Consider the following 23,962-nt stretch of genomic DNA (forward strand, 5'->3'; position numbering starts at 1 on the left):
ATAAAATTCCCCAAAAGTATGAATCTGTCTTTCTTTAATTTAGGTGGTAAATATGAGTGCTCAAGTTAAAAATGTTATTGAGTTATTTCAAGAGCGCGTACAAGGTACTCCTGAAAAAAACGTGTATCATTTTTCCGAAACAGGATCCTTTAAAGATAATTTAACTTATAACTATGGTTCGCTCGAGGAAAAAATAATACCCATTGCAGCGATAATTCAAGCGCATACATCTCCTGGAGACCGAGTATTAATGATTTTTGCTCCTGGAATCGACTATATTCTGGCATTTTGGGCATGTTTATATGCGGGAGTAATTGCTGTTCCTGCATACCCTCCTTTTAATAAAAATACCGTCGAAAAAATTCAAGCAATTATAGAAAATGCTCAACCTACAGTAATTCTCTCCAATACGAAAATCATTACAAGCATAAAGCGTTTGAGCCTCGTAAAACAAATTGCCGAAAATCGTTTGATGAAAAAGTTATTAAAGCAATTTGCCAGCAAAACAACAGATCTTTTAGAGTGGGATTTTAAAAGCTTTTTTTGGCTTGATATCAATCAAATTACCACTGTATCAAAAAACTGGCAACATGTAGATAAAAGAAGTGAGGATGTGGCTTATCTACAATACACCTCTGGTTCTACCTCAATGCCTAAGGGTGTTGTTATCACTCACCAAAATATTCTAGCGAACATAGAATTGGTTTTTCAGACAATTGGAAAAACAAAAAATGAACGTTTGGTATCTTGGTTGCCGCCTTACCATGACATGGGATTAATCAGCAGCTTACTATTTCCCGTCTATTGCCAATATGAAGTAATGATGATGTCACCAATAGTATTTTTGCGCAATCCTCTTTTATGGTTGCAAGCAATATACGAATTTCATGGAACAATCAGTGGGGGACCAAATTTTTCCTTTGAATATTGCGCCAATAAAATAAAAAACGAAGAACTCCCATCTGAATTTAATTTAGCGCATTGGCATGTAGCATTTAATGGAGCCGAACCTATCCAGCACAGCACGTTAGAAAAATTTTCTAACAAATTTTCTGCTTTCGGATTTAAAAAAAATGCTTTTTATCCTATTTACGGCTTAGCAGAAGCAACTGTATATGTCAGTGGAGAAAAGACCCACTCAAATGACTCTCCTCAATATCTTTGTGTAGAGCAAGAAGGTCTAAGGAAAAATAAAATAATAATTGCTGCAACACAACAAGACTCAAAAATATTAGTAGGTTGTGGCAAACCCAAAATGCCTACTCTAATTGTTAATGTAGAGACTCCTGCTCCGGAAATATGTAATGACGGATTAGTCGGTGAAATATGGCTAAATGGTGAAAGTGTTGCGAAGGGGTATTGGAATAAAGAGCAAGAAACGCGAGAGTCTTTCGCTGCTTCACTTAATGATAAGTCTAAAACTTCTTATTTACGAACTGGTGACTTGGGATTTCTTTTGGATGGCAATTTGTATATTACTGGCCGTATTAAAGATTTAATCATTATCAATGGAAAAAATTACTATCCCCAAGATATAGAATTGGGTATTGAAACAAGTCATCCCGAGATTCGCCCAGGATGTAGTGTAGCTTATGCGAGTAACTATGGTAATAAAGAGGAAGTTACTGTTGTTGTAGAAATAAATAAGCATAATTTAGTGCACTTTAAGGAAATCACCCAAAAAATTTATGAACACGTTAATTTGAATTTTTGTATTCCTATAAGTGAAATTATACTTTGTCCTGCAAAAAGCATCCCGAAAACAACGAGCGGAAAGTTAAGAAGGCAACATACTAAATTAATGGTTGAAAACCATGGGTTACCCATCCTTTTTAAATGGAACTCTACAGGTGCATAAATGAAAGCCCAGAAAAATTCTCAAACAACCTCATTAGCCGATTTAGAACATTGGTTAATTTCTCGAATTTCCAACGTATTAAAACAAAAACCAGAACACATTGATCCAGAAAAACCCTTGTACACTTATGGTCTTGACTCCATACATTTACAAGAGATATTTTCTGAAATTCAAAAAACTTTTTTAATTGAGCTTGATGAAAACTTTATTTTAAATGAAGAAAATATTAAAGAAACCGCAGAAATTATTAAAAGCCTCATTGATTCTCAACAGGTTTCTTCGCTTGCGAAAGTCGAAAAACTTCCCAAGGAAAAAACGAAACCTAGTAACTATAGAGAAAAGGCTATTGATTTTACCAATTCTGTTACCTATAAAGAGTTTAAAAAATCCCAAAAAAATCTTCCCAATATATTTTTTGACAAGCAAGAAAAGGCTGCAACAGATAGTTGCTTTATAGGTGGAAAAAAAATAATAAATTTTACCTCTTACAATTATTTAGGCTTAAGTACACACCCACAAATAATCAACCAGGCTGTTCGTGCCATGCGTCAATATGGAACCTCGGTATCAGCAAGCCGTATCGTTTCAGGAGAAAAAATACTTCATGGTGAGCTGGAAACTGAAATAGCCTCCTTAATTGGAGCAGAAGATGCCATAGTGTTTACCACAGGACATGCTACTAATGTTAATACAATTGCTCATTTATATGGTGCTGAAGATTTAATTCTTTATGATGAACTTTCCCATAATAGCTTAATTTTAGGTGCTCTCTATTCAGGAGCAACACGTATCAGCTTTCCTCATAATGATTGGGAGACTCTTGAGGAATTATTAGCGAAGAATCGTCAACATTACCAAAAAGCGCTTATTGTAATCGAAGGTATTTATAGTATGGATGGAGACATAGCTAATCTACCCAAATTTATTGAAATAAAACAAAAATATCAATCTTGGCTTATGGTTGATGAAGCGCATTCGATTGGTGTACTGGGAGAAAATGGTGGGGGGATTCGTGAGTATTTTGGTGTAAATGCTGATTCGGTGGATATTTGGATGGGAACGCTGAGTAAAGCATTTGCCAGCTGTGGCGGATATATAGCAGGAAAGTCCGAATTAATTGAATACTTAAAATACACATGTCCTGGATTTGTTTTTTCTGTTGGTATGCCACCAGCAATGGCTGGAGCTGCTTTAGCCGCAATTCGCTTATTAAAAAATGAACCAGAACGAGTTGCAAAACTGAAACAATTAAGCTCTTATGCACGAGAGATTGCATTAAGTTATGGTTTTAATATTGGTTTAAATGATCATACACCCATTCTGCCAATAATTATTGGCAAATCCTTTGATTGCATAACTCTTTCGCGCCAGTGTTTTTTAGAGCAAGTTAATATAAAGCCAATAATTTATCCTGCTGTTCCAGAGGATTTAGCCCGTTTGCGAATTTTTATAACCGCAGATCATAAAAAGAGTCAGATAGAAAAAGCATTTAAGGTTTTATATAAAAATATCAATAAAATTACCTAATTGGTTTTATCCTGTTAACCCTTGCAGGGCAAGGGAATTAGGGACCATCACATCTCGATAACTGTCACTAAATCGAGGATAACTCCATGCCGCAATCCTTATGAGCTCCATTAGTAACGGTATCTTTTCGACTTCTTTTCTCACATTTATGATCTTTTCGTAATTAATTACAGTTTAGCTCATTAGTTACTTGTAACCCAAGCCATTCTAATGAAGCATAAACGTAAACGAATTTATCTAAATTTTAAAACCATCCGAAACCGTGCAGCATTGCTCTTCATTTTATTATATGCCTCTTTAGCCTGCTCAAAAGGAACCACTTCATTCATCGAATGAATATGTTGATGACAGCTAAATTTCAGCGTATCTTCAATATCTATTGCCGTACCTGAGGCTGCACCATGGATATCTTTGGTGCCGGAAATAAGTTGCGGAATAGAAATCTCAATTGGCTCATTAGAAACACCAACTACAATTAATTTACCACGTGCCTTTAGACCTGCAATTAAACCACTCATCGATTTTCCGCTCGCTGCAGTAGCTAAAATTCCATCGGCTCCGCCTAGTTTTAATAAAGCTTCCGCGGGGTCCTCTCTGGTGCTGTCAATGTATTTATCAGCGCCTAACTCCAAGGCCAATTTCTCTTTTTCTTGGCCGCGAGCAATAGCAATGGTATAAAATCCCATTCTTCGTGCAAATTGAACACCCAAATGGCCAAGACCACCAATACCTTGTATCGCAACCACCCCGCCAGAACGTAGTTTGGCATTTCGCAATGCATTATAAGTGGTAACTCCTGCACAGAGTAAAGGAGCAGCCTCTTCTGCACTAAGCTCCTCGGGAATAGATGCTAAAGCACGAGCCTCTACAATAACCAATTCTGCATACCCTCCATCCCTAGTAAAACCAGGAATGATCAGTTTGATACAATTGATAAAATCACCACGTCGGCAAGACTCACATTCTCCACACTCGCCACCAAACCAACCTACCCCAACACGTTGTCCTACCTTCCAAGTAGTTACTCCTTCGCCAAGAGCATCAATACGGCCAGCAATTTCATGACCTGGCACTAAAGGATACTGTAACCCAGGCCACATTCCTTCAACGGCTAATACATCCGTGTGGCAGACGCCTGCTGCTTCTACACGTAAACGAACTTGCCCTGGTCCAGGTTCACGAACAGGTCGTTCAACAATATTTAATTGACCAGGAGTCGTAATTTCCACTGCCTTATACGTTTTCATTTAACTCTCCTTGTTACCTTACTCTTTATTATAAAAACTCTAGCCTAATTACTTCAGTTTGCAATTCAGCTGCCGACCTTCCTTGTTTGATTTATGGTATATACTTGATATGGATGTCTTTTTTGTTGTGCACCTAGACGCTGATGAAAATAGAGACTGAAAATGAAATGGACCATTTTAGCATTAACGATTTTATCGCTTCAGGGATGTTGTCTTAGCTCTGAAATTATATGTAGGGAACGAGCATCTGCTACAGTGGTTGAACCGCTCATACGATATCCTTATAGAAGTCCCGTTGATATAACGACCACGACGATTGATTTTTATTAAGATAAGTTTTAGTTGGATGCAATTACATCCTAGTCATCTCTCTTGCCAACAGCTTAAGATGTAGACAAGAGAGTATTGTTACCAGGAATTACGGAATTCTAGCTCCCCAGCCTCCTTTTCTTCAAAACTCAAATCCTTAATCAATGCAGCCCCATAAGGGCCGCTCATATGTTCTTTATAAGAGCTTAGTGCTTTGATCTCTGCGGGAATGACTTGCTCATAAAAAGCACACAAGTCCTCTTTCTCTTCAATAAAATTCATAATAAAGCTCAGTGGCCGCATTACCTCAAAAAAAGAATGATGTCCTAAAGCAATAGTGGACGAAGCAACTAATAACCCTAAGAGTTTATATTCGGTGGAAGAAAAATTCAGTAATGTGGTCAAATAACTTATGGTCTTACCAATGCCTCCTGAAGCACCACTGATAACGGGTATATAATGCTCGCGAAGCCAATTGGCCATTTCACTGTCTTCTTTGGGTGCATAAAATTGCTTACTGGGATAGTTTTCAAATTTTAAATAATTTACCAGCTCCTCAGGAATAGAGGTTCCAGAAGTCTCAGATAAAATTCCTATATTAAAACTTGGAACCACTGGCTCCTCCTCCTCTAACTCAATACATCCTCTATTTTCATCTGAAAACAAATCGTTTGGACGCATCTTCTCCAATAGTTTTTTCTGATATAAATTGGGTGTCGTATTAAATAAACTATAATGTATTAGCCCCTTCAAAGACTCCAAAGAACTCTCTCGCTTTAAAGAAGGATAAATCAGATTGGGTATAGTCATAACTCGTTCTATAAAATATTTTAGAAAAGTATCCCAAATGATTAATGAGCGTGATTTTTTTACGGCATCAAAATTTTCAAGGGAAGAATCTTGACTCAAAGTTTCTGTAAACGCAGCAAAGAGTCTTCTATCAAAATCGCTATTCTTTGAATTAGCCTGAATCAAAGAATCTATTGCTATAGCAATCTTATCCAAGAGTGGCTCAAAAATTTCGGGATGTTCAATAAAATATTTCGCTAGAAAACTTTCAAAAAGACAAACTTCAACAATGTTATTTTTGTCATCAAAGGTCACAACAAGCCCCTTTAAAAATAAATAGAAAACAAAAGGATCACATTGTACCTTTTAAATCCATTCCGGTCAATTCCCCTGAAATCATAATGGCTAAAGGCCAAAGACAAACCCTGTCCATGTCTCACCTATTGTCGGCACTATGGCAACACCGACAGTTCATCTCCAAATTAATTGCACTAAATTATTTACAGCTCAGGACAAGGATAATTATTTTCCTTTTGTGCACCTATTTGATGTTCAGAAAATGAGGAAAAAAGTATCACTGAAGCGAGTTGCATTTTGATCCTGGTATTTAACAAGCTCCTGATATTACGTGATACAACACTCCAACTTTTTTGAATGAATGAGTATTCTGCTTAGCCTCTTAACTAATTAAAAAAAAGAGTATAAAAATCAGGCTTAAAATAATTACTAACGGATTCAGCTTTTGTCGAGTCAACAGTTTCAAAATACTATAAAGAATAATGCCACCACCAATGCCATTAGCAATAGATGAAGTAAAGGGAATCATCATTATAGTGGTCATACTTGGAGCCGTTTCACTAATATCTGATAATTTCATATCCGTTAAATGTTTCATCATACAGCAAGCTACATAAAGCAATGCTGGACCTACTGCATAAGTGGGAATCATCTTTGCCAAAGGGAAGAAAAACAACATAAGGATAAAGCCTAGGGCGATAACTAAAGAGGTTAGCCCAGAGCGCCCGCCTGCTTCAATACCAGTGGCTGATTCAATATAGGGCGAAGTGCTCGCCGAACCTAAAAGTCCAGCTAAGGTTGATGCAGCAGCATCCGCAGTTAAGGTATAACTAATACGGCGCGCGTAATCTTCTTGCTGCTTAAAAATAGTGGGATTAAGTAAACCAATTAAAGTTCCTGTCGCATCAAAAATAGCAATTAAGAAAAAAGTGAATATGGCTTTTAAAGCAACTGCACTGGTCATACCCGAAAAATTAAGCTTCAAAAAAGTAGGTTCTATCGAAGGAGGAATATCGAATACTCCTTGCCATTGAGTCATTCCCAATATCAAACTCAAAATACTAATACTCAGTATGCCAATAATAATCGCCCCAGCAATCCGATAATAATCGAGCACGAGAATGATTAGAAATCCTAGAAAGAACAAGCCAATTTCCGGCTTGCGCACATCGCCTAAACGCATTAAGTTATGCGCATCATCCACAATAATATGATTGGCTTGAAGTGCAATCAGAGCGATTAGCAAACTGATGCCAATCAAAATCGCAATTTGTAAATTATAAGGGATTGCTTCAATTAATAAGCGCCTTACTCCGGTTAACGTTACGATAAAAAACAATATCCCTGAGATAAATACCATCGCCAGCGCATGCTGCCAGTCAATCCCCATTCCCTGAACAACGCTGTAGGAAAAATAAATATTTAAGGCCATGCCCGGTGCAATACCAATTGGCGTGTTCGCAATGATTCCTGTTAGAGCACAGGCAAATGCCGTCACAAGGCACGTTGCAGTAAACACCGCCCCCTGCTCCATACCCGCATCATGTAAAATCGTTGGGTTTACAAAAACAATATAAACCATGGTTAAAAAGGTAGTAATACCCGCCAAAAATTCTTGTCTTAGGGTCGTTCCATTAAGAAAATACGATTTTAAATAGTTCATGACACAGGGGAATGGGAAGAAAAACTAATCCTACACAAAGCATGGGGATCCTTGCAACTATTCATTTAGGTTGGCTTTGCAAGCCATTTACCTGTTAACGCCGCAACCCCCATAGCTCCGCAGATTGCAAACATCACCGGTGCTAAAAAAACAAAATCAACCCGTGTAAATTCAAAAATTATAATGGTCGCCGTTAAGGGCATTTTTTGAGCTGCGGCAAGAAAAGCTGCAGCCCCAATCACCGCATAAGCGGCCAATGGAGCGCCTGGCCAAATGTAATTCCACATTCCACCTAAAAGCACCCCAAATAATGCACCATTTGCTAGTGAGGGCGTTAAAAGTCCACCCCAGGCCCCAGCACGTAAACTACTCCACACAATAAAACTTCTTAAAATCAAGATCAAAGCGCTCATGCTTATTGACAATAACTGGCTAAATTCCAACTGTGCGGCACTCTTCCCATTCCCCAATAAAGAGGGAAAATAAATGGCTAGAAATCCAATCATGATAAAGTTTGCCAGGCAAGCAAAGAACATAGGCCAACCATGAAGCGCTTTAGTTCGTTGTCTATTTGCAATTTCAATAAACCAAAAAGCAAAAAAACCTAATATAGGGCTCGCGGCAATAGACCAAATGACTAAAGAGGCATCAATCCTTGTTAACTCAGGAATATGATAGGTCGCCTCCTGCCCCAATCCCCACCAAGATACCACCGTAGCGATAGCAGATGTAGCAAAAGCTGGCAGCAAAATAGCCCAATGGAAATTAAACAAGAGAACCTCCATCACAAAAACTGCTCCCCCCAAAGGAAGGTTATAAACCGCTGCTAATCCTGCGCCAGCACCGCAAGCGAGCATAATTTTTGTTTCATCCAAACTAAGGCCTGCTTTATGAGAAAGCCAGGTAGCAAACACCGCCGAAGCCTCACGCGGAGCAACCTCGCGGCCTAAAGGTGAGCCTAAAGCAATGGTAATGATCTGCATTAAAGCATGGCAGATTGTAGTTAAGGGCGGCATTATTTTGCCTGTTTTGATGGCTTGGGCAATACTCACTAACGGCTTACCAAAACGTTGGATAATTAACCAGCCCCCTCCGGCAATTAAACCACAACTCCCTAAAACTAAAAGCCTGCGTGTCGGACTAGACGCACTAACCCCCTCTAAAAAGCTTTCAGGGCTAATAATATGTAAAGGGCTATAACCGTAAGCGATATGTTGTAAATAGTGGAGTAATAAAGCCAGCGACATGCCAATCAAACCTGAGCCAATACCTACGCCGATGGTTACTAAAATTAGTACGCCTATTGATGTATTAGAATTTGTGCTCTGTTCCTCTAATAACTCCATTTCTGCTAGTCCTTCTGGGGCGCTTTTTTATCTGCATCCTTCAAATTAATCAAAATATAAAACTGGGTCAAGGCCTACGAGTGACAGGCAGCCGTCTTACGCTTACGGATTTAGCCAAAATCCTGTAGTATAAAAAAGAATTTTTTCAAGCTGTTTTTTCATTTTTTTTTTTGTTATCATGCTGAGGCAATCTTCTTATGTTATGCACAGCCTCTGTGAATAACTTTTAAATCTTCTCAAACTTTTTAGTAAAACAGAAATCAAACAAGATCCGTTAGCCCTTTATTCATATGCCACTTCGCGCAAAAACCTGCTCATAAATTTCTTGAAATTTATCCACAAATTCTGTGGATAAGTCTGTTAACAGACGCTGAAAAGATTGGTGAAAATGCTTAAGCGCTTTCTCAAAAACCGCAAGTTGCAGCTAACTGTAATCACTCTTTATTTTTCTACCCGTCATATTTGCGATGATTTATTTTACAAACAAAGCTTTGTAAGCTACATAATTAATTACTATTAAAGACTACTAATAAAAATAATCATGAAAAAATGGATTGGTTTGTTCTGTCTCGTTGTAGTCGTTCTCTTTGCCTATTATATTATGGGGGTAATGGCAAAAAACACCCTGACCAATAATATAGATTCGTTTCCTAAATCCTCTGTAATAAATGTTCATTTGGAGCATTATCAACAAGGATGGTTTTCATCAAAGGCGCAAGTCAATGTAAAAATGCATATACCTGCGCAAAAAATTACCGATCAAAATGGCATTACCAAAATGGATACGCCTCTTGATCTATATATAAGCATTCCTATTCGCATTAAACATGGGCCATTTATTAAGACCGACAACGGCTTCCGCTTTGGAATTGCCGAAATCGCGACCCGTCCAGAAACTCACTATAAGGCATTGATCAATTATTTAAGAGAAACCGTCATAAAATATTCTCTCCCCTCTTTTAATCTAAAAGGCAATGATGGGACTGCGGATGGAGCAGTACAAATCAATTGGAATGGTTTAAATACTAAACTACGTTTTTCATCCAAACTCGACAAGATTAATACTAGTTTAAACGTATATGGTCTTAGTGGCTCTGCCAGCAACATTGAGTTTAATTTTGAAAAATTTGAACATGAAGCACAGCTATGGCGGCATCAAGAGTGGTTATGGCTTGGACAATCTAATTTGAGTCTCGCCTCCGTTATAATTAATGCACCCGATGCTCAGAATTTTAAACTGCAAGGACTCGATATGCGGTTTAATTCGGCAGTGAATGATAATAAGGTAGCCATTGACTGTAATTTATCTTTAAAAAAATTCACAATCGATAATCAAAATTATGGTCCGGGCGTTTTTAGACTCAACATTAAAAATTTAGACCCAAATGTAATGGCTAAGCTCAATCAACAAGAAGCCAATATGGTTGAAAATAATGTGGATCCCAACCTTGCGATGCTTGCTGTTGCTGCTGAATTACCTAAGCTATTGACTAAAGGGCCAATTATTGAGCTCTCCGAGATGAATCTAAACCTGCCTGAGGGGCAAATTAACGGTAACTTTAAAATATGGCTGCCTGAAAATGAAGCAAAAGACTCAGCCCAAGCAATGCAAAAAGTACGAGGTGAAGGTCATTTTAAAGCCCCTATTCGCTTGGTTAAATCATTAACGGTCTCCTCAATTAAGAGTGATTTAGAAAAGAAAACGCAGAAGCAACAGCCTGCATCAGTAACCAATCCAACTGCAGCCTTCCCTGCCCCCTCTGCGGCTAACCCCGAGGCAGAAGCAGAAAAACAGGCTGAGCAGTTAATTTCCGACTTAACAAATAAAGGATTTTTGAAAGTCGATGGTGATTACTATGTGGTCGATTTTACCTTAGAAAACCAAAAAGTAATGATTAACGGGAAACCTTTGAATATTTAAAATGAGCCTACTATGATGTGTCATTCCCGCGCAGGCGGGAATCCATTTCTTCTCAAACCCAAAGTGAAGAATAAACTGATGAAAACTGGAGCTAAATGCTTTATTACTATTATATCGATTATTAAAGACCCTTAAACATAAGAACTATGAAGAACCAGAACGAAGTGAAGCAACCAGAGTTTCGGGCTGCCTGCTCAATTAGCAAATACCTCTCTCATGTTAACTTCTAAAAGCATTACGTCCTGCAGGCCCTTCTAGGCTCCCTTGGGGTTCCTGTTCCTGCTGTTCCCTCAACGACGTGATAAAGCAGGTTAATTTGTCTCTTACGGCAGCATTAAAGTATGTTTTCCCTTCATCATTTAAGTTTGCAATAATTAGTTCAGGCTTATTTAAAAAAATAGTTATTGGCTCTAATTCTTTAGGCAAGTTAGGAATATTCTCCCCATCAAGTAACGCTTGTAAAATATTAGCCAATTCGATGGGAGATTGATTATTTTTTTTTAATTTATTGAAAAAATCATGTAATAAATTCTGTACCGTATTGATTTCAGTAAAAAATTTATATTTATTCGCATTTGTATTCGTCATAAGAATCTTCTATTTTTACTTTGCAGAAAGGAAAAAAAATATTAACCTGATACAATTATATATTAATTTGGTCAAAAATCTTATGAATTTTAAAACTGAATTTTCTTTTTTTCAAAAAGACAGCCAACAGCTCACCCTGGATGACTTTGATCAATACTTTAGAAAAATGGTACTAGACTCCTATGAAAAGCGATTTGATAGTGTCGCCAGTGCTAAATTTCATCTCGCACTGCAAGGATGTGATTTGCAAACTATGGTAAATGTGTTCCTTGTGTTTGAGAAAATGGGAGGCTTGGAAAAATCGATTGAACAATCTTTATTTTTTCCTGTTGGTTGTGGGGATATCGCTAATGCTTTCTGTCAACTTATAACCCAAAATACCTTATTTACTCCCCTTACACAAAAACCACCCAAGCTCCCCTCTTTAGTTAGAGAATTGGATAAACACTTACCTAAATTGATTCGCATTGATATTCCAGGACATTCCTATGTGATGCTTGCTAGCGAAAAAACCACCCAGGGGGTTTTAGGCTATGTTTATCAATCAAATATCGCTGAGGGCATGGAGGATAATTCTTTCTCACTGAGTGCCTGGCTCATGGATCCTCGCTCCCATAAAATAAATCTTACTGAGCATTTAAACAAAGTAATTCAACTAATTGATGTGGATACCTTTGATGAAATTAAAGCTGCTCTTTATGAGGAATTATTTATTGCACAACCCATAGTACCCGTCAAAAGCCCAGCAAATCTCAATACATTGATAAAACATATCAATGAAAATCCCAACTCCTCCCGATACAAAACAAAACGGGTCTCGCCTGCGAGAATGCTTACCATCTTACAACTATTCGAACAAGAATACAGTGGCTCTAGTATGGAACAAACTCAATCGCTTGAAAATTATATTGAACACTGTCGCACGCTCATGAAAGAGCAAGAGCAGGGGGGAGATAATCCGATTCCTGATTCACCTAAACTATAAGCCACCTTGTCGAGATACTGTTGCAATTTGCTCCACATTGCGCACAATATTTTTCGCAATATTATTTAGCGGCAAATCATTATCCCCTTTTCCAAAAGGCTCTTCCAACTCTTCAGATAAAATTTCCAAACCCAGTAGGATGTAGACAATCATCACCATCATCGGGATCACCAAGAAACCAAAAGTATTAACCCAGCCGAAGGGAAAAATTAGCGCATAAAAGAGCAAGGCTTGCTTTACAAAAAAAGCAAATGGTGGAGGGACATGCGTATTAGCTATACGCTCGCAACCACCAATAAGATCAATTAGATTTGCCATATGCGTATCTAATGCTAAATATTGCTCTAATTGTAATTTATTTTCTTGGCGTAATTGATTGAGAATGCCATACATCCTCTGCATTACTAAGAGCACGGGATTATTGGAGTCTAATTCATGAATACATACAGATAATAATTCCGTTTGCAACTCGTCCGTTTCTTTACGTAAATGCGCTTTCATAATAATGGGTAGTTTCATGAGTAATTCATAAAAATCCTGATGCTTATTTAAACCAATAAATGCATCAAACTTTAAACCTAAATTACGGCAATTATTATTAATGCCGCCCCACAGGATGCGCCCTTCCCACCAGCGCGCATAACTGGTATTTACTCGAAAGCTAATAACAATGGCTAAAATAAAACTAAAAATTAGATGAAATTGCCCTATATTGTATTTTTTGGCATTTTCAAAAAAACAAAGAATCAAAATTGCATAAACCGTAACGATTGCGGTAATCGGCAATAATTTTCGAAATACCTTTTCCTTATAAAACAAAAAAAGATGGGGTACCCAAGTTAGTAAATTATATGATTTTAATTTCAAGAAGGCTCCTATAGGGATTCATTAGCATCATTCTCATGCATAAATATAGCAGATGATTACTGCCAGCAAGTAAGCATCTATCAGCTAAACTAATTATGCCCATTACCATAGAAGCAGCAGTTATGGTGCACCAAGATTGAATGTCTTTTGATAGAAAAAAAATAAATATCAATAAGTTATCTCGCCATGGCGAACGAAGTAAAACAATCCAATGGTTCGTGTTTCGAACCCCGTTGCTTTACTTCGTTCGCAATTCACGTAGCTGCCTATTACTGCCACATTTGAATTCGTCGTTCTACTTCCAAAGACAAGGCCCGATGAGCCATATCCGTTGGATGTACCGAATCAGCAAAAATATGACCATTCGAAGTTGTATCACAAACGATCGCCGGCAAAGTTCCACATACTGGTGTATTGTAATTAGTAAAGAAAAAAGATTGCCCATTAATTATCGTAGGTTGTCCTAGCTTGGCATTATCAATCAAATTATCCAACGCAGTATAGGTATCAAAATATAATATTTTAGTTCGATGTCTCTTTTGTACTGAACCTAACTTCTGATTCATGAAGGAATCAAACAGAAAACTGTAATTTTTGATATTTGCTGGGATTGACGGATCACCCGTTTCCAACACCAAATCATTGGCATATGGTGTGGAACCTACATTAGGAAGTGACATTACAACAATTCGCTTTGCTCCTCGCGCAGCCAAAGTAGCCACCTCATTAACTACTTGAGTACTGGTAGTATCCGCCACTTTTAATAATTGCGCCGGGGTAGGTAATGGCATTGAATCCAAAACAGCTAATAAATCATTGGCTCCCGACCAAACAAAGTATATTGCTTTTGGATCAAGGTGTTTGGGTGTCGTAGATAAATACCGTTGGATTTGCTGATGCAACGAGGGGGCCCAAATAAAATCAACGCCAGGGTTAGCATTAGTTCGACTTCCACCACAGGCATAATTAACCCCAGTTAATTCCGGAATCACATAGGGTACTACGGGGTTAATCGGGGTGGTATTATTAGTAATCTTATCAGCTAGGGTAGGAAATGGCCCCGTAGCTAAGGGAAAGCCTTTTATGTCATGCGCAACATACTGTGACCAAGTATAACCATGTAAGGTAGTGAACGTAGGGGCCTTCATGGGAAACCCCATGAGTGCTGTATAGTTATTATTAAAACCGCTATCTGTCAGGCTATCGCCAAAAAAATAAACCTGGCTAATCTCACTAAATGGAAGTGCCTGGGCACTGTGAGGAATCATTCCTGCAGCCGAAGAAACCATGCACATCAATGCCAACATATGTTTTTTACCCTGCCCTATGATTTGGCGTAACATTAAATAATCTCCTTATTAGTTAAGCATTGCGAAGTAAAAAGAGGGAATAGAGTTTCACTTTTCCTGAGGAAGGTCAAGAAATCATCTATTTTAAAATTCATTAAAATCCAGCTAATATAAGGTATCTTAAAAATCATAAGGAAGGATTCCAGATGAATGATTTTTTTCAAACACCACCAAGCTTAACTAATCAATACGATGATGATCTGGTACTCAAAAATTACCTGGAATGGAAACTTCCTGCCTCCATACTTAATGAGATTCAACCTGACTTACAGCATTTAGGACAACGGGTCATTGAAGACATCTATAAATTAGGCCAAGAGGCAGAAGCCTTTCCCCCCAAACACGTTCCTTATGATCCTTGGGGAAAGCGAATTGATCATATTGAAGTACATGCTGCCTGGAACGCGCTAGACCGAATTTCCGCCGAAGAAAAGCTCATTGCTATTGGCTATGAACGTAAGCATGGCGCACTATCACGTATCCATCAATTTGCCAAACTTTATTTATTCCACCCCTCCTCAGCAATTTATACCTGCCCGCTTGCAATGACCGATGGAGCAGCACGTGCCTTAGAACTTTATGCTGATCCAGCCCTTAAACAACATGCTTTTCCACATTTAATCTCAGCAGATCCATCCCAATTTTGGACTTCTGGCCAATGGATGACTGAACGTACTGGTGGTTCTGACGTGAGCGGTACTTCAACTATTGCTAAAGCAGATGGGGCTCAATTTCGTTTGAGTGGTGTTAAATGGTTTACCTCAGCAACCACCTCTCAAATGGCCATGACCTTAGCTCGTATCGAAGGAGCTCCTGAAGGCAGCCGTGGGTTAAGCTTATTTTATTTAGAATTACGCGATTCCCAAGGCCTCCTTAATGGAATTCGTATCAACCGCTTAAAAGACAAACTGGGAACGCGTGCCCTTCCTACTGCTGAATTAACTCTGGATAATGCACAAGCCCTCTTGGTGGGAGGTATGGGAGATGGGGTAAAAAAAATCTCATCCCTGTTTAATATTACCCGCATTTACAATGCCTGCTGTGCTGTGGGTTATATGCGTCGTGCACTTGCGCTCGCTCGTGATTATGCCAAAAAGCGTGTTGCTTTTGGCCGGCCATTATCTCAGCATGGCTTGCATGTGGAAACCTTGGCCCATATGCATCTGGAATTCACAGGCGCTTTTCATCTTGTTTTCCATGCAATTGAATTACTCGGTAAAGATGAGGTAGGAACTGCTACAGAACGTGAACGCTCCCTATTAAGGCTTTTAACCCCACTTGCTAAATTGTATACCGCCAAACAGGCCATTGCGGTAGTTAGCGAGGCGTTAGAGGCTTTTGGCGGAGCCGGTTATATTGAAGATACTGGGCTGCCGCAATTATTACGTAACGCGCAAGTCTTATCTATTTGGGAAGGAACCACCAATATTTTAAGTCTTGATGTTTTACGTGCCCTTGAAAAAGAAAATGCAGCGGTTGCTTTTTTTGAGGATGTAAGCAATCGTCTTAATTTAGTTAATGACCCAAAACTACAACACGCTAAAAACAAAACCGTAGAGGCAGTACAAAAAATACATAATTATCTGGACTCTATGAGTCGAATGAAGAGTGAAGAACAGCAAATTGGAGCTCGTCATTTTGCTTTTGCATTGACGCAAACCTATATAGCGAGCCTGCTTTTGGAATATGCGGAGTGGTCTGCAAAAGGAAATAAAGATTCCCTTGCCCTAGTTAGTGCAACACGTTGGTGCGACAAGAGTCTGGTTAGTTTATGTGAACCTTCTGAGGTGCATAAAAAAGAATCTTACCTGTTGGCGATGAATGAGCTAGATAAAGTATATTAGTACAATGCGTCTAATTCGAGCCAAGGTCATCATAAATACTCTATGAGCAAAAAATAGATCAAAAAAGCGCTTTTGTTAATATTTTGTTAATTTTTCCTTCTTACAATAGCGCCGATTTAACGCGAACATAGAGGTTTATGATGCCAGGCGATCCTAGAACATCTGCCAATACTGATAAAGAGCAACAACAAGGGCCAGGCTTTAACATGCCTTCAATGAAAATACCCCCAGCTATTTGGCATGCGAGCAATTTAGTTACTGCTGCAGGCGTAACCAATCTTGCTATCCTTAGTGTACAAAGTCCGGTAAAAACCTTACTGGCGCGCATGGCGGCTCAAGCTCCAGCAGTACCCCCTCTATCTGGAGGAACCTTTGGCTTTTTTAGAGCGCTCTATGCAGGAACAAAAACCAGCCTTTATGGATCGGCTGCACGCACCACATATGTGACTACTACCAAGAATAATAAGCCCACTGAAAACTTAGGCGGGGAATCTATTATTCGAGAAGAAGTGGTTCGTGAAGAACCGCTTAAACCAGCACAAAAAATCCCATTTAGCTTTACTATGCACGCCGCTTTTTGGGATCTTGCCCTAACCCAAATACCTGAATCATTGGGGCAAATGAAAAAAACACCAGGTCTTTTGCCGGCCAATTTTATATGGTACACCCCCCATAACGTGCGATCCCTTTTATTAAATGGTGTTTTAGTACGATATGCGTCGGGAGTTACATATTTTACTGCCATGCTCCAATTTGAAACCTGGATGGCGAGCCAATTAAAAATGCAGAACTCAACCTCAAAACATGCTACTGCGGGAGCAATTAGCGGTGCCTTTGGTGCTTTAGCTGCATATCCTTTTGCCTCACTAAAAGATTTGATTGTAGCGCGTACTAAAGTTTCAGCGAACGGACAATTAATCAACGAGAATACGTACAATGTAGTAAAAAGCCTGTATGGTGAATTCTATCAAAATCCGGCACAAGCTATTAAAACCTTTCTTACTTATTCAGGGAAACAAGTCCCTTTAAGAATGACACTTTCCGCGGTAATCTTTTCACTTATTGCAGGTATTGGAGAAAAACTGGGGCCCTATCCCCTAGCTAAGGTGGTTCCACTAGAAAATCAACCCGATGCAGAAGCATTAAAATCGTATCGATTTTTTAAAGCTAAAGAGAAAACCTCAGAACCGAAAACTAGCGCTGAAACATCTCCCGCACCAAAAGGACCTAATTAATTCGCATGGCCTGGTTTTTTTAACCAGGCTGCATTTGCCCGTAAAGTTGAAAAAAATATTCTTTTTGTCATGTTAACGATATAATACGAGCATTTCAATAAAGGGAAACACCTATGCTAAGTCTATTTTGTAAGGCTGCGACCAATACAGGAGTAGTAATAGCCTCTACAACAATTGCCCATGTAACCTATTCTATTTCTCAGGACATCCATAATAGATATCTTTTATGGCAACGTGCCTCGCCCAAACCCACAGACGCCAATCTTTCTAAAAAAGAAGCACTAGACGTTAACCTACTCACCCATAACTAATTATTTTTAAAATAAAAGCATTAAAAACCATGCTTGAACTCTTGAATAATTCCTCCTATGATGACCAACGGAATTTAAACTCATCGAGGGAATTTTTTATGAAAAAAATATTAGGATTTATTTTATTAGTATGTTGTGCCCCATTTGCTTTGGCAGATCAATTAAAAATTGGTGTAGTCAATGTTACTGAGCTGTATAACAAATCAGCATTCATCCAAAACAGTAGCAAAACGCTTCAAGAGGACATTAAAGGGATGGAAGAAAAATTACAGGCTCAAAAAGCCAAGATCCAGACCTTAATTAGTTCCTATGAAAAAACCAGTGATGATAAAAAGAAAACTGTTGCTCAGGAAATTACTGCGGAGCAAACCCAATTAAATAAGATGAGCCAAGCTTATCAGAAAAAAATTCAAGAGACACAAGCCGCTGGTTTGAAAAAATTCACTGACTTGGTGAAGTCAACAGTTGATAAAATAGCTAAAGAAAAACAACTTAATGCAGTGTTAAACTCAAATTCTGTGGTTTATTCTGATAGCTCATGGATTGATATTACTAGCGATGTGGAAGCGGCTATGCCTAAAGAATAATCATAATAATATTATTATTCTCCTTCTGCCCTCACTGCTATTATCCCAACGTAGTGAGGGATGAGTGTGGGGGGCTGTAGGGTTAACTTTTCGGATTTATCTTTTCCCTTCCAAAAACCGCTTCACTGCTAACAAATCCGCATAAGTCTTTTTCTTATCAGCAGGCCTTCTCAACAAATAAGCCGGATGGTAACTCACCATAAATGGTATTTCTTTATAATAATGAACCGTATTTCGCAATTGGTTTAACGCCGCAGGTTTATTAAGTAAAAACTGACCGGCAAAACGCCCCAGAGCCAAAATAAGATCCGGCTTTATAAGTGCAATTTGCTGCTCCAAATAGCTGCTGCATTGCACAATTTCTTCTAATAAAGGATCACGATTATTCGGAGGACGGCATTTTAAAACATTAGCAATATAAAAATCATTCTCAAATAAATTCACACTGTGCATCATGAGGTTCAATAAACCACCCGCTTTCCCTACAAATGGTTTGCCTTGCTGATCCTCATAAAAACCAGGCGCCTCTCCAATAATCATCAACTTTGCTTGCGGATTACCACGAGAAAAGGCAATTTGCTTACGAGTTTTATGAAGCGGACAACGAGTACAACCTGCGGCCTCTTTTGCTAGTGCGGATAAAAGAACCTCACAGGAAAATTCTGCTGGGGTTTGAACATCAGACATGAAACACTCATAACATCAAATAACAGGCATACACTATAAGAAAAAAAGCTGCCAAGCAAGATTTTTCAAACGCCCTTGACCTTGATGCAATGCGATATCAACACCAAAGTAGCTCTATAAAAAAATTTATTTTATACTGCGCGCAAGCAAAACTGCGAGACTTCATTCATGGCTTTAGAAAAACCAATCAATCCACATACAGCAGATACCGCATTAAGCGATGGTCGCTTAAGACAAGCCCAATTAAAAATGCTGGCAATGTTAGAAGTTGTCGATGCAATTTGTCAAAAATATAATCTGGATTATTGGCTTGATGCAGGCACGCTTTTAGGTGCAGTTCGGCATCAGGGGTTTATTCCCTGGGATGATGATATGGATATCGCGATGCCTCGAGCAAGCTATGAAGAATTCTTACGCCTTGCCCCCCAAGAACTTCCCGAACATATCTGGTTACAAACCATCCATACTGATCCAGGCTATTTTAACATGGCCACCCCCTTAAAAATCAGAGATCGCTCCAGTCGCTACATTGAAAAACACGAACAAGGCAATGAGCCCTATGTGCAAGGAATTTTCATCGATGTATTCGTTTATGATTGCATGCCCGAAGATCAAAAATTACGTAAGCGTTATAAGTTTCTAGCTAAAAAAATCTCGCGTTTTTTAAGTACTAAATATGGTGCCGTCAGTATTGGTCATCATGCCAAAGTATATAAAACCATCGGGAAAGTTATTCCTAAATCGATATTGGAGTCCAGCTTGAACAATATCATTCAAAAAGCTAATGCTAGCGGCAGTCCCTATTTGGGCCGTGGCTATAATTGTGTAGGAAAAAACTTTTTAAAACAGGAGGATATTTATCCTTTAAAACGCGCTGTATTCGAAACGGGAAGTTTCAATATTCCGAATAATGCGCCTGAGTTATTAACCCAACAATTTGGCGACTACCTCACCCTTCCCCCAGAAAATCAACGGGTAATGCGTCATTGCAAAGAGTTGGTTCCGAATTTGGAAATTCCGCTGTAGGTCTATATTATCGTTCAAAAAAAGTAGCAATCTCTCAGGCAGCCTACTCTTTAGTAATTGACAACCCACTTTACTTTGATTAGCATAATAAGAATAAATTATCTCCATGAGGCTCGAACACGTCATGAACAAAGTTTCTTAAGTATGCCCTAACCCGGGCAAGTTAACTCATCGCCCTTTAGAACACTTAAGAGAGTTTATGATGCATAAGCCAATTCAATTTGAAAGCCTTAGTCTTTCTTTCTCCCATAAAACCTGTTTTTCTGATTTTTCTGGTCAAATTACTTCTGGCAGCCGTATTGCCATCATCGGGCGTAATGGTTCCGGAAAATCTAGCTTACTGAATCTATTTGCTGGTTTAGAAACTGCTGTGGAGGGTACCTTGTGTATGCCCAAAGACCTCTCCCATGGATACATACCCCAAATTGTTGATGTGTTTGACTCTTTAAGCGGTGGGCAATGCTTTAACAAATTACTAACTCAGGCACTAGCTCATGCTCCCGAACTGCTACTACTTGATGAGCCAACGAATCATTTAGATAGTTATAACCGACGTTCATTGATGAGAATGCTCTCTAATTTTTCAGGTACATTAATTATGGTAACCCATGACATCGAACTATTACAAAATACTGTTGATACAATTTGGCATATTGCACAAAATCAAATTCACGTTTTTTCTGGGTGTTATGATGACTATATGCGAGAGCAAGCCATACAACGTACTGCCTTAGAAAACGAAATAAGCCATCTGGTCCGCGAAAAAAAGCAAATGCATGCCAATTTGATGAAAGAACAGGCGCGTGCAAAAAGTAGCCGCCAGCTAGGTGAAAAACAATTGCACCAAAAAAAATGGCCTACCCTTGTTTCCGGAACCAAAGTGAGAAATGCTCAAGAAACTTCCGGACGTAAAAAACAAGCATTAAACCATAAAAGACAGGAGCTCACAGAACGCTTAACAGAATTACACGTAGAGGAAATAATTACTCCCAAATTTATATTAAGGGGCCAGCCCACCAATCAGGCTCTAATAACGATTAGCGAAGGTAGTGTTCGTTATGCCACAACCTCCACCATTCTACAGAACTTAAATTTTGTCATCAAAGGTCATGAGCGGGTAGCGATTCAAGGCAATAATGGTTCTGGGAAATCAACCTTAATCAAAGCACTCCTAACAATGCCTTCTTTAGTGAGAACTGGAATGTGGCTGCTTCCTCCCGCCAAAGAAATTGGTTACCTGGATCAGCATTATCACAACCTAAACAAAGGAAATACAGTATGGCAAACTTTAAGTTGTGTGTTACCTAATCGATCCTATACTGAAATCAGGAGACATCTAAATGACTTTCTATTTCGTAAGAATGAGGAAGTGGAGGCTTTAGTTGAAACCCTTTCTGGAGGAGAGAAAGCGCGACTCTCTCTGGCGCAGATCGCAGCCATTAGTCCTAAGCTACTGATCTTGGATGAAATAACCAATAATTTGGATAGAGAAACACGCGCTCATATCATTCAGATACTTAATGCCTACCCAGGAGCATTAATCGTTATATCACATGACTCTGATTTTTTAGCAGAGATTGGTATTACCACAAGCTATGAAATTAGGGACGGATTATTAAAATGAATACAAAAATTTCGCTTTACCACTTTTTTATTAAGCTATTAAAACCACATAAATATTATGTAATTTCATTACTTTTAGTGGCTTCTTATTGGGGAGTTAATAATACGCTTTCTCCCTATGTGCTTAAACTAATTATTGATAAAGTAGCTGCTTTTGAAGGAAGTAGAGGTGCTGTATTCAATGCCGTACTCCCTATGGTAATTCTTTACATAGTATTATGGGTAGTAATTGCCATTGACATGCGCTTAGTTGACTGGATTCGTTTACAATTATTTCCCAAGTTACGCTATGATATTGTCGATACTATGTTTTCTTACTTGAATCGACATTCACATCGCTATTTTCAAAATAACTTTGCGGGCAGCCTCTCCAATAAGATTTCCGACATGACCGCCGGTACCATTACCATTTTTACAACAATTGATGATGCCTTAGCACAAATCATTGGCGTGTTGATTGCAATCATTAGCATGCTGCTGGTTCATCCTGTTTTTGCACTCATTCTATTAGTATGGACTATATGCTTTCTTAGCATTGCGGCTGTATATTTTAAACCCGTCCGTGATATGTCCAATGTTTTTGCTGCCAGTAAAACCACACTCGTGGGAAAAATCGTGGATAGCATCAGTAATGTAACCAATTTACGCCTATTTTCCCGAGCAAGTTATGAAAATAATTTAATTCAAAACGCAACTCAAGATACGGTTGTTACCGATCAAGCCATGCAGTGGGTCATTCTCAAAATGCGTATCTATTGGGATGTGAGTATCATTGTTTTAATTGCCACCAACTTATACATGCTTGTGGTGATGTATAGTAAAAATCAAGTCTCAGTAGGCGATTTTAGTTTTATTATTTCTTTGTCCATTAGTATTTTTTATAACCTATGGTATCTGGCTAGCCAATTTGTACTCTTTGCCGAGGAATTAGGTAAATGCCGCCAAGCGTTAACCTTAATAACTGAACCTCATGAAATTACAGATAAACCTAATGCCAAACCCTTGGTTGTAACACAAGGACGCATTGAGTTTAAAAATGTGAGTTTTCATTATGATGAATCAGCCCACCTATTTAAAAATAAATCCATTGTCATTGAGCCTGGGCAAAAAATTGGTTTAGTAGGCTTATCCGGTTCTGGCAAAAGCTCCTTTGTTAATTTGATTTTGCGTTTATTTAATGTGGAGTCCGGTCGCATTTTAATCGATGGTCAAAATATCAAGGCAGTGACCCAGGATTCATTACGCGAGCATATTGCCATGATTCCTCAAGACGTCACCTTATTCCATCGCAGTTTAATGGACAATATTCGTTATGGGCGAATTAGTGCTTCTGATGAGGAGGTGATTTGTGCCTCCAAAAAGGCTCATTGTCATGAATTCATTACTCAACTTCCCCAAGGTTATGATACTTTGGTGGGTGAGCGTGGGATTAAGCTTTCTGGTGGTCAAAGACAACGAATTGCTATTGCTAGAGCTATCTTAAAAGATGCTCCTATCCTTATATTAGATGAGGCAACCTCTGCCTTGGACTCACTTACAGAAAAACTAATTCAAGACGGCTTACATTTAGTCATGCAAGAGCGTACAACTATTGTTATTGCTCATCGTCTATCTACCTTATCCGAAATGGATCGAATTTTGGTTTTTGAAAAAGGACGTATTATTGAAGATGGGTCCCATCAGGAGTTAATTCAAAAACCGAGTTATTACAGCCGTATGTGGAAAATGCAGGCTGGCGGATTTTTACCTGATAAGTTGTAAGCACGATAAAGAAGCTCCTGAAAGTGGTATTATCTTCGGCAATAATACTTAGCCTCATTCCGGAGCTCCCCTCACACCATTCGGGATGACCTACTCTTATTTAGATAACGCCCTGCCAATTTTGTTCAAAATAAATCCATAT

The 23,962-nt window shown here is 38.7% G+C and carries 19 protein-coding genes; 11 read left to right on the plus strand and 8 right to left on the minus strand.

What is annotated here, in order from left to right; translation table 11 throughout:
* Positions 1 to 52: 52 nt before the first annotated feature.
* Together BN3124_RS15845 and BN3124_RS15850 are read left to right on the plus strand one after the other, a co-directional pair.
* Positions 53 to 1,858 (plus strand): fatty acyl-AMP ligase, encoded by a 1,806-nt coding sequence (locus BN3124_RS15845; RefSeq protein WP_058535729.1) that lies wholly within the window; start codon positions 53 to 55, stop codon positions 1,856 to 1,858.
* Positions 1,859 to 3,385: an aminotransferase class I/II-fold pyridoxal phosphate-dependent enzyme gene (locus tag BN3124_RS15850; RefSeq protein WP_058535730.1), complete on the plus strand. Its 1,527-nt coding sequence runs from the start codon at positions 1,859 to 1,861 to the stop codon at positions 3,383 to 3,385.
* A 233-nt stretch (positions 3,386 to 3,618) separates the two neighbouring features.
* On the opposite strand, the gene BN3124_RS15855 is transcribed toward BN3124_RS15850, so the two are convergent.
* The 4 genes from BN3124_RS15855 to BN3124_RS15870 form a co-directional block, all read right to left on the minus strand.
* Positions 3,619 to 4,632: an alcohol dehydrogenase gene (locus tag BN3124_RS15855; protein WP_058535731.1), complete on the minus strand. Its 1,014-nt coding sequence runs from the start codon at positions 4,630 to 4,632 to the stop codon at positions 3,619 to 3,621.
* 408 nt (positions 4,633 to 5,040) lie between these two features.
* On the minus strand, positions 5,041 to 6,045 hold the full coding sequence (locus tag BN3124_RS15860) for a hypothetical protein (RefSeq protein WP_058535732.1): 1,005 nt from the start codon (positions 6,043 to 6,045) through the stop codon (positions 5,041 to 5,043).
* A gap of 364 nt (positions 6,046 to 6,409) precedes the next feature.
* Positions 6,410 to 7,690 carry an NCS2 family permease gene (locus tag BN3124_RS15865; protein WP_058535733.1) on the minus strand — a complete coding sequence of 427 codons (1,281 nt, stop codon included), beginning with the start codon at positions 7,688 to 7,690 and terminating at the stop codon, positions 6,410 to 6,412.
* 65 nt (positions 7,691 to 7,755) lie between these two features.
* Positions 7,756 to 9,036: a chloride channel protein gene (locus BN3124_RS15870; protein ID WP_058535734.1), complete on the minus strand. Its 1,281-nt coding sequence runs from the start codon at positions 9,034 to 9,036 to the stop codon at positions 7,756 to 7,758.
* Positions 9,037 to 9,577: 541 nt separating this feature from the next.
* On the opposite strand from BN3124_RS15870, the gene BN3124_RS15875 reads away from it, so the two are divergent.
* Complete coding sequence (locus BN3124_RS15875) at positions 9,578 to 10,957, plus strand: YdgA family protein (RefSeq protein WP_058535735.1); 1,380 nt, start codon at positions 9,578 to 9,580, stop codon at positions 10,955 to 10,957.
* 219 nt (positions 10,958 to 11,176) lie between these two features.
* Here BN3124_RS15875 and BN3124_RS15880 read toward each other — a convergent pair whose 3' ends face one another.
* Complete coding sequence (locus tag BN3124_RS15880) at positions 11,177 to 11,545, minus strand: hypothetical protein (protein WP_058535736.1); 369 nt, start codon at positions 11,543 to 11,545, stop codon at positions 11,177 to 11,179.
* Positions 11,546 to 11,627: 82 nt separating this feature from the next.
* Between BN3124_RS15880 and BN3124_RS15885 the strand changes: the two genes are divergently transcribed.
* A complete protein-coding gene (locus tag BN3124_RS15885; RefSeq protein WP_149865286.1) occupies positions 11,628 to 12,530 on the plus strand; it encodes a hypothetical protein in 903 nt (300 codons plus the stop codon).
* Here the strand turns inward: BN3124_RS15885 and BN3124_RS15890 are convergent.
* Positions 12,525 to 13,397, minus strand: coding sequence for a bestrophin family protein (locus tag BN3124_RS15890; RefSeq protein WP_058535738.1), 873 nt, complete (start codon positions 13,395 to 13,397; stop codon positions 12,525 to 12,527). The genes BN3124_RS15885 and BN3124_RS15890 overlap by 6 nt on opposite strands.
* A 269-nt stretch (positions 13,398 to 13,666) precedes the next feature.
* Complete coding sequence (locus BN3124_RS15895; protein ID WP_058535739.1) at positions 13,667 to 14,740, minus strand: SGNH/GDSL hydrolase family protein; 1,074 nt, start codon at positions 14,738 to 14,740, stop codon at positions 13,667 to 13,669.
* 152 nt (positions 14,741 to 14,892) lie between these two features.
* On the opposite strand from BN3124_RS15895, the gene BN3124_RS15900 reads away from it, so the two are divergent.
* From BN3124_RS15900 to BN3124_RS15915, 4 genes are all read left to right on the plus strand, one after another.
* Positions 14,893 to 16,590: an acyl-CoA dehydrogenase family protein gene (locus BN3124_RS15900; RefSeq protein WP_058535740.1), complete on the plus strand. Its 1,698-nt coding sequence runs from the start codon at positions 14,893 to 14,895 to the stop codon at positions 16,588 to 16,590.
* Between the two features lie 137 nt (positions 16,591 to 16,727).
* Complete coding sequence (locus BN3124_RS15905) at positions 16,728 to 17,825, plus strand: hypothetical protein (RefSeq protein ID WP_149865287.1); 1,098 nt, start codon at positions 16,728 to 16,730, stop codon at positions 17,823 to 17,825.
* Between the two features lie 113 nt (positions 17,826 to 17,938).
* Positions 17,939 to 18,136, plus strand: a complete 198-nt coding sequence (locus BN3124_RS15910) for a hypothetical protein (protein ID WP_058535742.1) — start codon at positions 17,939 to 17,941, stop codon at positions 18,134 to 18,136.
* Positions 18,137 to 18,234: 98 nt separating this feature from the next.
* Entirely contained in the window at positions 18,235 to 18,723 is a 489-nt protein-coding gene (locus BN3124_RS15915) for an OmpH/Skp family outer membrane protein (RefSeq protein ID WP_058535743.1), read from the plus strand.
* 96 nt (positions 18,724 to 18,819) lie between these two features.
* On the opposite strand, the gene BN3124_RS15920 is transcribed toward BN3124_RS15915, so the two are convergent.
* The gene (locus tag BN3124_RS15920; protein ID WP_058535744.1) at positions 18,820 to 19,410 is read right to left on the minus strand and encodes a uracil-DNA glycosylase; all 591 of its coding nucleotides are present in this window, start codon (positions 19,408 to 19,410) and stop codon (positions 18,820 to 18,822) included.
* 168 nt (positions 19,411 to 19,578) lie between these two features.
* Here BN3124_RS15920 and BN3124_RS15925 point away from each other — a divergent pair, with 168 nt between their 5' ends.
* The 3 genes from BN3124_RS15925 to BN3124_RS15935 all read left to right on the plus strand — a co-directional run bounded on the left by BN3124_RS15925 (position 19,579) and on the right by BN3124_RS15935 (position 23,820).
* Positions 19,579 to 20,436 (plus strand): LicD family protein, encoded by an 858-nt coding sequence (locus BN3124_RS15925; RefSeq protein ID WP_058535745.1) that lies wholly within the window; start codon positions 19,579 to 19,581, stop codon positions 20,434 to 20,436.
* 199 nt (positions 20,437 to 20,635) lie between these two features.
* The gene (locus BN3124_RS15930) at positions 20,636 to 22,060 is read left to right on the plus strand and encodes an ATP-binding cassette domain-containing protein (RefSeq protein WP_058535746.1); all 1,425 of its coding nucleotides are present in this window, start codon (positions 20,636 to 20,638) and stop codon (positions 22,058 to 22,060) included.
* Positions 22,057 to 23,820, plus strand: a complete 1,764-nt coding sequence (locus BN3124_RS15935) for an ABC transporter ATP-binding protein (RefSeq protein ID WP_058535747.1) — start codon at positions 22,057 to 22,059, stop codon at positions 23,818 to 23,820. The genes BN3124_RS15930 and BN3124_RS15935 overlap by 4 nt, the downstream gene beginning before the upstream one ends.
* The last annotated feature ends 142 nt before the right edge of the window (positions 23,821 to 23,962 follow it).

This window comes from Legionella saoudiensis, from assembly GCF_001465875.1.
In the GTDB taxonomy this organism is placed as follows: Bacteria; Pseudomonadota; Gammaproteobacteria; order Legionellales; family Legionellaceae; genus Legionella; species Legionella saoudiensis.